A 10900-nucleotide genomic window follows, 5' to 3' on the forward strand; every position below is an offset into this window, starting at 1 on the left:
GCTGAGCGGCTGAGCAGCACAGCGGCCGAGCAGTTCAGCGGTTCAGCGCACCGGGCCCGGAGACGGTCCGGTCGCCGGCGATGCGATAGCGCCACGGGAACAGCTCCGGGTGCGAGGCCTCCTCGCGCAGGCCGATCCGGGGGCCGACGGCGAGCGCCGGATGCGGCATGAACGGCTCCTCACCGGGCCGTTCGACGTCGGCCCGGTCCCGCGGGTCGAGCCGTCCGCTGACCCGCATCCCCTCGAGACGGTGCGGATCCCGAGCGCACAGATCCAGCCCGTCGTCGGCGAAGGTGATCCCGCAGGCCACCGTGGCCCGCCCCGGGCCACGGGCGAGGTCCCGCTCGGTGCGGCACACCCCGTTCGCCCGACGCCGCGCGAAGGCCAGTTCGGTCCCGCCGATGATCTCGCCCGCCCGGATCAGGCACCCCGTGCCCGTGCCCTCCGCGTCGGCGACGATGTTCATGCACGAGTGCAGTCCCATGTGCCGGTACACGTACAGATGCCCCGGCTCGCCGAACATGGTGGCGTTGCGGGCCGTGGGTCCGCGGAACGCATGGGAGCCAGGATCCTCCGCGCCGACGTACGCCTCGATCTCGGTGATCCGCAGCGCGACGCCCCGGCCCACCAGCACGCAGCCCAGCAGCAGCGGGGCCAGCTCGAGCACCGGACGGTCGAAGTACTCCCGCGGCAGGGCAGGGGCCGACTGCAGGTCCGTTGCCTGTCCCTGCCTCTGCTCCTGGCCCGGGCCCGGTTCCTGGCTCTGTTCCTGGCTCTGCCTCTGGCTCTGTTCTGGTTCGGAGGTCATCTCGCCCGGCACGTCGCGAGTCACTTCATGAGCCGCTTCACGGCACCCATGATCTCGTCCATCTTGCGGTCCAGCTCCTCCCGGTCGCCGGAGGTCGCGGCGTCGTGCACGCAGTGGTGGATGTGGTCATCGACCAGGCCGAGCGCCACCGACTGCAGCGCCTTGGTGACCGCGGAGATCTGCGTCAGCACATCGATGCAGTAGGTGTCCTCCTCGACCATGCGGTGCAGGCCGCGAACCTGGCCCTCGATGAGCTTGAGGCGCCGCAGGTAGGGCGACTTCGTCCCGTGGTAGCCGGGATCGCCCTGGGTGCCGTGGTCGCCGGGCTGCGGCTGCGGCATCGGGTCCACGGCGTCGGCCCCGTCAGCGGCGATGCCCTCGGCGCTCACGTCGTCCGAGTCGTCGACCGGGTCGACGGCCAGGTCGTCGGCGCTCATCACGCCAGCCCGCCGGAGGCGTCGTCGAGATGGCCCACCAGGGCGGCGGCGTAGCCGACGTAGGTGTGCGGGCTCAGCGCCAGCAGGCGGTCGCGCTCCGTGTCGGGCAGGCCCAGGGAGTCGATGAACTCCCGCATGCCCTCGCCGTTGACGCGGTGGCCGCGGGTGAGGTCCTTCAGCCGCTCGTAGGGGTTGTCCATCCCGGTGGTGCCCTGCACGCCGAGGGTGCGCATCACGGACTGCACGGCCTCGCCGAGCACCTCCCAGTTGCCCTCGAGGTCCGCGGCCATCGCGTCCGCGTCCACGTCCAGGCCCGCCAGGCCGCGGCGCAGGTTCGAGATCGCCAGCAGCGAGTGCCCCAGCGCCGGGCCCACGTTGCGCTGGGTGGTGGAGTCGGTGAGGTCGCGCTGCAGGCGCGAGGTGACCAGGGTCTGGGAGAGCGAGTCCAGCAGCGCCCCGGAGATCTCGAGGTTCGCCTCGGCGTTCTCGAAGCGGATCGGGTTCACCTTGTGCGGCATCGTCGAGGAGCCGGTGCCGCCCTGCGCGGAGAGCCGCTGACGGAAGTAGCCCATCGAGATGTAGGTCCAGATGTCCGTGGCCAGGTTGTGCAGGATCCGGCCGGCGCGGGCGATGTCCGCGTAGATCTCGGCCTGCCAGTCATGGGACTCGATCTGGGTGGTCAGGGGGTTCCAGGTGAGGCCCAGGTGCTCGACGAAGCTGCGGGAGACCTGCTCCCAGTCCGCCGACGGCACCGCGACGGCGTGCGCGGCGTAGGTGCCGGTCGCGCCGTTGATCTTGCCGAGGGTCTGGTTGGCCGGGATGCGGCGCGCCTGACGGCCCAGGCGATGGGCGAACACGGCCATCTCCTTGCCCAGCGTGGTGGGGGTCGCGGGCTGACCGTGGGTGCGCGAGAGCATCGGCACCTCGGCTGTGGCCTGCGCGAGCGCCGTGAGGTCGTCGATGACGCCCTGGAAGGCCGGCAGCCACACCTCGTGCACGGCGCCCTTGATCATCAGGGCGTAGGAGAGGTTGTTGACGTCCTCGCTGGTGCAGTAGATGTGCACCACCTCGGCCAGCGGCTCGAGGCTCGTGCCGGCCAGCCGGCGCTTGATGTAGTACTCGATCGCCTTGACGTCGTGCACCGTCTCGCGCTCGATCTCGGCGTGCTCGGCGATGCCCTCGGCGCCGAAGTCCTCGGGGATGGCGCGCAGCAGGGCGCGCTCGTCGTCCGTGAGGGGGCGCAGACCGGGGATCACCTCGTGATCGAGCAGGTGGATCATCCACTCGGTCTCCACCACGAGGCGCGAGCGGTTCAGCGCGGCCTCGGAGAGATGGTCGACCAGCGGAGCGGCCTGCGCGCGGTAGCGGCCGTCGAGAGGGGTCAGGGCGATCGGCGGCGTGATGTCCGCGAAGGAATGAGCCATGGGGACATTCTCCCAGAGTCTCCGTCGGGGGTGCGCGCCGGATCGCATCGTGGCGTCGGCCGACGCGCTGCGCAGGACCGGCGATGCGCCGCGCGGGACGCACGACGGGCCGCCCACGAGCACGGATGCTCCTGGACGGCCCGGTCGGATTCTGCAGTGGGGCGGACTCGTCGGGCGTCAGCTGCGTGTCGGTCGCGCACCTCTCAGCCATGCTCTTCTCAGTCGCGCACCTCGCGGCGGCCGCGGTCGTCGCCGATGCCGGTGACGGCCTCGACGATCGCGGAGAGGATGCCGATGATCACGCCGGCCAGCAGCGCCCACCAGAAGCTGTCGAAGTCCAGGGTCAGACCCAGCAGGCCCGAGACCCAGCTCGTCAGCAGCAGCATCAGCGTGTTGATGACCAGCTGGAACAGTCCCAGGGTGAGGCAGGTGATGGGGAAGGTGAGGAACGACAGGATCGGCTTCACGATGGTGTTGATCAGCGCCAGGATCAGCGCGATCACGACGATCGTGATGACCTGCGTGAGCAGGGATGCGCTGTTCTCTCCCAGATGCATGCCGGGCAGGATCAGGGCGGTGAGCCACAGCGCGAGGCCGGTGACGATGATGTGTCCGAGGAATCGCATGCCCCCATTGTCCCCGGTGCGCCGACGGAATGCACGGGGGAAAACCGCAGTGCCGGACGGGGGAGGGGGACGCCACGACCTGCCCGGTGGGCCCTCGGGCCCGACGACCTGCCCGGGGAGGTCGACCAACGGCCGATGGGCCGCCGGGCGGGACGTGCCACGATGCCGGCATGCGCTCCTCACCTCCATCTCCCGTCGGCTCCGCCCCTGCTCGCTCGCAGACCGTCTCGACGGCCGACGGGCGCTCGCTGCACGCGATCGTGCACGGACAGGGCCCGGACCTGGTGGTGCTCGAAGCAGGCATGGGCGCCGCGGCGGCGAGCTGGGGCGGAGTGCTCGACGAGCTGGGTCCGGGGGTGCGGGCCGTGGCCTATGACCGTGCCGGCTACGGCAGGAGCGAGACCGCCCCAGGATCCCGGGATCTCGACGCACTGGCCGCCGACCTCGTCGATGTGGTCGCGGCCTTCCCGCACGAGCGGCTGGTCCTGGTCGGCCATAGCTGGGGCGGCCCTGTCGTGCGCCTCGCCGTGGAGAGGCTGCGAGCTCGGGGTGAGGAGGTCTCCGGGGCCGTGCTGGTGGATCCCGCTGAGGAGCTCGCGGACCTGTACTTCACCCGCATCGCCCGGATGATGAACCGGGCGCAGGGGGTGGTGCTGCCTGCGCTCGCCCAGCTGCGGCTGCTCGCCCCGCTGCAGCGCTCGGCCGCCGCGGTCCTGCCCGCGGCGTATCGCGACGAGGCGGCCGAGGCGGTCTCGACCTCGACAGCGGCCCGTGCGATCCGTGCGGAGTCCGCGCACATCACCCGGGGCCTGCAGCTGCTGCGCCTGGATCGTCCGGAGCCGCTGGGCGTGCCGGTCGTGGTGCTCTCCGGCAGGGAGCCGGAGGGCCTGGGCCGACGGATGCGTGACGAGCTGAGCACTGCGCACCGGGCCCGTGCGGCCTTCGAGGCGGGCAGATACATCGCCGCGGAGAAGTCGGGGCACGTGATCGGCGCGAGCGAGCCTCACCTGGTGAGCGTGGAGATCCTCCGGCTGCTGCGCTGAGGCGGCCGCGGGCCCGACGGACGCCCTGAGGCTCGCCCGGCGGATCCGCCTACCCTGGTGGCATGCCCACCACGCCCGACCGGGACGCCGTCCCGGCACCGTCCGAGACCATCCGCCTGCGCTCCACGCTCGAGCAGCTGCCCGCTTACGTGGCCGGCAGACCAGCCGCCGACGACGGGATGCGCCGCTTCAAGGCGTCCTCGAACGAGTCGCCGTTCCCCGCGGTCGAGGCCGTGCGCCACGCCGCCACGGCGGCGCTCGAGGGCACGCACCGCTACCCGGATGCCGCCGCCCGCGAGCTCCGGGAGGCGCTCGGGATCAAGCACGGGGTCGACCCGTCGCAGGTCGCCCTGTCCACCGGCTCGGTCGCGGTGACGGGTGACCTCGTGCGGGCCCTTGTCGACCAGGGGGACGAGGTGGTCTACCCGTGGCGCTCCTTCGAGGCCTACCCGATCCTGGTGGGCTCCCACGGCGGCGTCCCGGTGCAGGTGCCCCTCACCGAGGAGCTCGAGTACGACCTCGACGCGATGGCCGCCGCGATCACCGACCGCACTCGGCTGATCATCCTGTGCACCCCCAACAACCCCACCGGTGCGTCGCTGAGCACCGAGCAGATCGAGGGCTTCCTCAGGCGCGTGCCCGAGGACGTCGTGGTCGCGATCGACGAGGCCTACCGCGAGTTCCATGATCCCGCCACGGTCGCCGGCACCGCCGGGATCTTCCGCCGTCACGGCAACGTGGTGCTGCTGCGCACCTTCTCCAAGCTGCAGGGTCTGGCCGGGCTGCGGATCGGCTACGCGGTCGCCCATCCCCGCCTCGCCGCAGCGCTGGGCCAGGTCACCGTGCCCTTCGGGGCGAGCATCCCCGCCCAGGCCGCTGCGCTCGCGAGTCTGCGCGGCGACGTGCAGGAGGAACTGGGCCGACGGGCCGCCTGGATCCGGGACGAGCGCTCGCGGGTCCTCGCCGCGCTCGCCGAGCAGGGGTGGCAGACGCCCACGTCGCAGGGGAACTTCGTGTACTTCCCGCTGGGGGAGCAGACCGCGCAGTTCGCGGAGTTCGCCGATGCGCGCGGGCTGGTGCTGCGCGCCTATGGCGCCGACGGGGTCCGTGCCACCATCGCCGAGCAGGAGGCGAACGACCTGCTCATCGAGATCGCGGGGCAGTGGCTGCAGAGCTGACCGTGGCTGGAGAGCTGACCGAGGCTGGAGAGCTGACGTCGACCACGACGCTCCTGCCCAGCAGGTCGTGCGGGCCGCGACCGCTGCCGCTGCCACTTCTGCTTCCGTTCCCGCTGCTGCCGCCGCGCAGGCAGGTCACGGCCTCGGCGGCCATCAGCCCGTAGACGAGGACCGTCGCCACGTAGGCGACGCGGTCGCCCTCCTCGAATCCGCCCCAGATCGCGGCGATCGCGGTGATGTGACCGGCCTGCCAGGGCACCAGGATCTTCAGGGCGTTGCGTGCCAGTGCTCGCTCGAGTGAGATCCGGCCGCCGCCGGCCATGTCCTCCACCTGCAGACCGACCCGGCGCTTCCCCCACGTCGCCCGACGGGGCCCGGACTCCGCCCGCGCAGCGATCACCGTGGCGATCGCCGGTGGCACGACGCTCACCGTATAGGCGTAGGTGCGGCTCCGGCCGAGGTCGGTGAGCGCGTTGACGGCGAGGCCGAACGGGACCATCGCCGCGGCGACCCCCAGGTACCCGGCGCAGTCGCACAGGTACCCGGTCGCTCGTCGTCGGGCGAGTCGGTGCATGGGACCCATCCAAGCAGTTCGCGCCGCCGAGGTCCATGGGTCGGGGGAGGGCTGCGGGCCTGGGGAGCGGAAGGGCCCGGTTGACGGACAGGGCCTGGTTGACGGACAGGGCCTGGGTGACGGACAGGACCCGGGTGAGTGGCGAAACCTGCGGAGCGACGTGGGCCTGCCCGATCCCTTCCCGATGTGCCGACGCGCCGACCGAGTCCACGAGAACGTCCCGTCAGCGGCACGTTTCGGTGGAATGGGCGCGGCTTGCGTGGCTCCTCGCCTGACGGGCCGACCGAGTCCACGAGAACGTCCCGTCAGTGGGACGTTTCGGTGGAATGGGCGCGGCCTGCGCGGCTCCCCCTTGGCGAGGCCTGCGCGGCTCCCCTGGGTGCGGCCTGCGCGGTCCCCCTCGGCGCGGCGTGCACGGCACCACATCGGGTGAGGGTGGCAAACACTGGACACCGCTGCACCCTTCGCGGCGTGCCGGGTAGCCTGGTGCGCAGCAGAACGAGGCCGACCTGTGGGCCACTCGCGACCGGAGCGGACGGCTCCGGTGGCCAGGAGAGGACCACGATGCAGGGGCGCAGCAGGGCCACGACGACCGATCCCGAAAGGGGTGGTGTCCGGCTCGGGGGGACTCGCGCCTACGTCGTCTGGGTCGCCGCCGTCCTCGCCTACTCGATGGCCGTCCTGCAGCGCACCACGATGGGAGTCTCCGGTCTGGAGGCCACCGAGCGCTTCGGCACCTCCGCCACCATCGTCTCCACCTTCGTGGTGCTGCAGTTGCTGGTCTACGCCCTCGCCCAGATCCCGGCAGGCCTGCTCCTGGACCGATACGGCTCCCGGGTCACCCTCACCGCCGGCGCGATCCTCATGGCCCTCGGTCAGCTCCTGATCTCCCAGACCGATCTGGTCTCGGTGGCGATCGTCGCCCGCATCGTGGTCGGTGCCGGGGACGCGCTGACCTTCTCCAGCGCCGTGCGCCTGGTCCCGGCCTGGTTCCCGGCGAGCAAGGTCCCCATCCTCACCCAGCTCACCGGCATCCTCGGTCAGGTCGGGCAGATCGCCTCCGCGGTGCCGTTCGTCGCCGTGCTCACCGTCGCCGGCTGGGGAACGGCTTTCTCGGCCGCGGCCGGGGTCAGCGCCTGCGCCGCACTGCTGGCCCTGCTGGTGGTGCGGGCCAGTCCGGCCGGTGTCCCGCGGCCCCGCACGAAGCAGAACCTCACGCGGATCCCCCTGGTCCTGGGGCGCATCATCAAGCACCCGGCGACCCAGCTGGGCTTCTTCACGCACTTCACCGCCGGCTTCACGGGCATCGCCTTCTCGATGATGTGGGGCTACCCGTATCTCACCGCGGGGGAGGGGCTCAGCCGCCCTGCCGCCTCGGCGATCATGACCGTGCTGGTGGTGGTCTCGATCATCGCCGGTCCGGCGATCGGGGCCCTGACAACCCGCCATCCGCTGCGTCGCTCGAGCCTCGTGCTGGTCATCCTGGCCACGATCGTGGTGCCGCTGGTGGCTCTCGTGCTGTGGCCCGGACCCGCGCCGATCTGGCTGCTGCTGTTCCTGGTGGCGGGCTTCTCGATCGGCGGGCCCGCGTCCTCCGTCGGCTTCGACTTCCCCCGCACCGACCTCGCCAAGCATCGCCTCGGCACCGCGACCGGCATGGTCATCATGGGTGGGTTCCTCGGGGGTCTGATCTCGATCCTGCTGATCGGCATGGTGCTGGACCTGATGCGGCCCGACGGGAACTACGACCTCGTCGCCTTCCGCACCGCCTTCGCCGTGCAGATCCCGATGCTGCTGATCGGAACCGCCGGCATGCTCATCACCCGGCGCCGACTCCGACGCCGGATGGCCGCCACCGGGAAGGTCGTGCCGCCGTGGCGCGACGTGTGGCGCAACGGCCGCTGGCGTCGGATCTGAGCGGGCCCTCCCGATCGGATCGGGGTGCCATCCGTCCAGCCCCTTGCTGTGCCGGTCCCCAGTGACGTAGCGTTCCTCCCAACACTTAATTTCAAGGAGGAAGTATGTCGTTCACCCTGGGCATCGTAGGGATCGGTCAGTTCGGATCGCACTTCGCCGAACTGTTCGCCGCCCACCCCGAGATCGATGCGCTCTACGCCGTCGACGCCGTCCCCGAGCGGATCGACGCCGTCGAAGCCCGGGGCGTCACCTTCGACCGACGCTTCGACACCTACGAGGACCTGCTCGCCTCGGACGTCGACGCGATCGCGATCTTCACCCAGCGCTGGACCCACGGCGAGAATGCCCTGGCCGCTCTGCGCGCCGGCAAGCACGTCTACTCCGCGGTGCCGATGGCGATCCATGAGGACGAGATCCGCCAGATCACCGAAGAGGTGCAGCGCACGGGCCTGGTCTACATGATGGGCGAGACCAGCCAGTACAACGCCGCCGTGGTCCTGGCCCGGCGCATCCACCGCTCCGGCGCCTTCGGCGAGGTGTTCTATGCCGAGGGCGACTACGTCCACGACATGGACCTGGGCTTCTACGACGCCTACAAGTACTCCGGCGGCGACGCCTGGAAGTCCACCGCGTCCTACCCGCCGATGCTGTACCCGACCCACTCGATCGGCGGCATCCTCGGGGTGCTGGGGGAGCGGCACGCCGTGTCCGTCTCGGCGCTGGGCCGCCCGGACACCCGCGGCGACGGTGTGTTCGACAAGGACGTCTCGATGTTCGACAACGACGTCTCCAACGCCTTCGCCCTGTTCGGGATGGACAACGGCGGCGCCTTCCGCACCAACGAGCTGCGCCGCGTGGGCTACCCCAGCCACAAGCGCGAGTCCCGGTTCCGCTTCTTCGGCGAGGAGTCCTCCTTCGAGGAGACCGTCGACGTGACCTACTGGCACGACAAGAAGCGCGTGCTCGAGGTGACAGATCTGATCAGCACCGACGCCACCATGAGCCTGGATGATCCGCGGCTCGCGGACGTCTCGCCGACGCTGCGCGACGCCTTCGTGGCCGGCGCCGCCCGCTCGCACAACCAGGCGCGACTGCCCCAGGAGTTCCAGGGCATGCCCAACGGGCACGAGGGCGCCCATCACTTCCTGGTTGATGACTTCGCGCGCGCCGTGGTCGACGGCAGGCAGCCGATGGTCAACGCCTGGCAGGCCGCGCGCTACACCCTGCCCGGCGTCATCGCGCACCAGTCGATGAACCAGGGCGGGGAGCGCCTGGAGATCCGCGACCTCGGCGACTGCCCGCTGCCGGTCCAGGATCTCGACGCGGACCAGGAGCCGCTGGACCTCGACGCGCTGTACGCCGAGCAGGAGGCGCGCAAGGGCGCTGCCGCGGAGTGAGGCGTCCCGCGCCGACCGCGAGGTCGTGCGCGGGACCAGCAGGCGGTGGGAGAGGACGGGCAGCCGTCACCTCCCACCGCCTGTCCGTGCCAGCTCACTCTCGGCCGATCGTGCTGTCCCTGCTATCGCTATCGGACAGGGGCAGATCGCCTGATCGGGCCGCTGTCGTGGAGGAGGCCGGCTCGGGGTCGACCGCGCTGTCGTCGTCCCGTCGGCCGCGAGGCATGATCACGAAGGCGACGACGGTAATGAGGGCGATCCCGGTCAGCCCCGTGGGGAGATCCAGGAACCAGTTCAGTCCGGCCGCCGTCTCACTCGTGGCGACCACGCCGATCGCCAGGCCCAGGGTCGAGTTGAGTGTCGCGTGGGCGAAGGCCGACGGGATCGGGTTGCCGCCTGCACGCTCGGTGATCGCGGTGAAGAGGTAGTTCAGGGTGATGCACGCGGGGATGAACATCGCCACCGCCGCCCATCGGGGCAGCCCGGTGTAGTTATGACCGATCAGGGTGACCGGCAGGTGCCACAGCGACCAGATCGCGCCGCCCAGCACGATCGCGCGCCACGTACCCATCGGCTTCAACGCCCGCCACAGCCAGCCCCGCCAGCCGATCTCCTCGCCGAGGGCGGGCACCACGGTCACCAGCACGCCGAGCGCCGAGATGGCCAGGACGAGCGCGACCGCCCCGGCGGTGGGCATCGCGGCCCCGCTCTCGGCCATGGTGCGGGAGACCTCGGCCGCCCAGGTGCTGCCGGTGAGATCGCCGGGCACGCCGCGCAGCACCATGATCACGGCGGTGGCGACGTTGAGGGCGAGCACCAGGAGCGTGGCCAGAGGCGCCCACAGCAGGATCCGGCGCCACTTCCCGCGGAAGCGCAGACCGGTGGCGTCGCGCCACGAGGTGCGGTCCACGAGCTTGGCGACCACGATCGACGCCGCCATCGGCGCGAACATCCCCACCCCGACCACGAGCGAGTACAGCGGATGGGCGATGCCGCCCTCGAGCACCCAGAACGGCGCCGCGCAGAGCGCGAACAGCCCATAGGCGACGGCGATGAAGACGAGGACGCTGCGCCAATGGACGCCGGGTCGCCCGACGGGGACGGTGGGCGCCTGGTGACCGGCAACCGCCTCGGGAGCTGCGTGAGTCGTCGGGCGACCCATCGGGCGACCCGTCGGCCTGTCTGTCGTCCGGGCCGTCGGCCGGGAGGCCTGTCGATCCGACCGCTGGTCCGGCGGGAGGAGCGTGCTCGGAGCGGCCCAGGGGTGCGGACGGGGAGCGGGCTCCTGGGCGGGAGGTGGGACGGGGGTGCTCATGGCTCCACGGTTGCCCTCCGGGAGGTGCCGGTCAATGCGCTGGCGTGGGGTCTAGACCTTGGTCGGCAGAGTGCCGACGCAGGTCCGACGGAGTGTCGACGGAGGGCCGACGGAGGGTCGACGCGCGGCCGACGGGGTGCCGACGCAGGGTCGACGCGCGGCCGACGCAGGGCCGACGCAG

The 10900-nt window shown here is 71.3% G+C and carries 10 protein-coding genes; 4 read left to right on the forward strand and 6 right to left on the reverse strand.

Annotated elements, in window-relative coordinates; all coding sequences use genetic code 11:
• Positions 1 to 34 precede the first annotated feature (34 nt).
• From ACT3UL_RS10785 to ACT3UL_RS10800, 4 genes are all read right to left on the reverse strand, one after another.
• Positions 35 to 808 (reverse strand): DNA-3-methyladenine glycosylase, encoded by a 774-nt coding sequence (locus tag ACT3UL_RS10785; RefSeq protein WP_444578230.1) that lies wholly within the window; start codon positions 806 to 808, stop codon positions 35 to 37.
• Positions 809 to 828: 20 nt separating this feature from the next.
• Positions 829 to 1245 carry a metal-sensitive transcriptional regulator gene (locus ACT3UL_RS10790; protein ID WP_444578231.1) on the reverse strand — a complete coding sequence of 139 codons (417 nt, stop codon included), beginning with the start codon at positions 1243 to 1245 and terminating at the stop codon, positions 829 to 831.
• The gene (gene purB, locus ACT3UL_RS10795) at positions 1245 to 2669 is read right to left on the reverse strand and encodes an adenylosuccinate lyase (protein ID WP_444578232.1); all 1425 of its coding nucleotides are present in this window, start codon (positions 2667 to 2669) and stop codon (positions 1245 to 1247) included. Before purB ends, ACT3UL_RS10790 begins: the two co-directional genes overlap by 1 nt.
• A gap of 218 nt (positions 2670 to 2887) precedes the next feature.
• The gene (locus tag ACT3UL_RS10800) at positions 2888 to 3295 is read right to left on the reverse strand and encodes a phage holin family protein (protein ID WP_444578233.1); all 408 of its coding nucleotides are present in this window, start codon (positions 3293 to 3295) and stop codon (positions 2888 to 2890) included.
• Positions 3296 to 3465: 170 nt separating this feature from the next.
• On the opposite strand from ACT3UL_RS10800, the gene ACT3UL_RS10805 reads away from it, so the two are divergent.
• On the forward strand, positions 3466 to 4338 hold the full coding sequence (locus tag ACT3UL_RS10805; protein ID WP_444578234.1) for an alpha/beta fold hydrolase: 873 nt from the start codon (positions 3466 to 3468) through the stop codon (positions 4336 to 4338).
• 62 nt (positions 4339 to 4400) lie between these two features.
• Positions 4401 to 5516, forward strand: coding sequence for a histidinol-phosphate transaminase (locus ACT3UL_RS10810; RefSeq protein ID WP_444578235.1), 1116 nt, complete (start codon positions 4401 to 4403; stop codon positions 5514 to 5516).
• Here the strand turns inward: ACT3UL_RS10810 and ACT3UL_RS10815 are convergent.
• Positions 5482 to 6090, reverse strand: coding sequence for an RDD family protein (locus tag ACT3UL_RS10815; protein WP_444578236.1), 609 nt, complete (start codon positions 6088 to 6090; stop codon positions 5482 to 5484). The genes ACT3UL_RS10810 and ACT3UL_RS10815 overlap by 35 nt on opposite strands.
• A 564-nt stretch (positions 6091 to 6654) precedes the next feature.
• Here ACT3UL_RS10815 and ACT3UL_RS10820 point away from each other — a divergent pair.
• Together ACT3UL_RS10820 and ACT3UL_RS10825 are read left to right on the forward strand one after the other, a co-directional pair.
• Positions 6655 to 8007, forward strand: a complete 1353-nt coding sequence (locus ACT3UL_RS10820) for an MFS transporter (RefSeq protein ID WP_444578237.1) — start codon at positions 6655 to 6657, stop codon at positions 8005 to 8007.
• A gap of 104 nt (positions 8008 to 8111) precedes the next feature.
• Positions 8112 to 9404 carry a Gfo/Idh/MocA family protein gene (locus ACT3UL_RS10825; protein WP_444578238.1) on the forward strand — a complete coding sequence of 431 codons (1293 nt, stop codon included), beginning with the start codon at positions 8112 to 8114 and terminating at the stop codon, positions 9402 to 9404.
• Positions 9405 to 9498: 94 nt separating this feature from the next.
• Here ACT3UL_RS10825 and ACT3UL_RS10830 read toward each other — a convergent pair whose 3' ends face one another.
• Complete coding sequence (locus tag ACT3UL_RS10830; RefSeq protein WP_444578239.1) at positions 9499 to 10719, reverse strand: CPBP family glutamic-type intramembrane protease; 1221 nt, start codon at positions 10717 to 10719, stop codon at positions 9499 to 9501.
• Between the last annotated feature and the right edge of the window lie 181 nt (positions 10720 to 10900).

This window comes from Brachybacterium sp. 107, assembly GCF_052379725.1.
In the GTDB taxonomy this organism is placed as follows: domain Bacteria; phylum Actinomycetota; class Actinomycetes; order Actinomycetales; family Dermabacteraceae; genus Brachybacterium.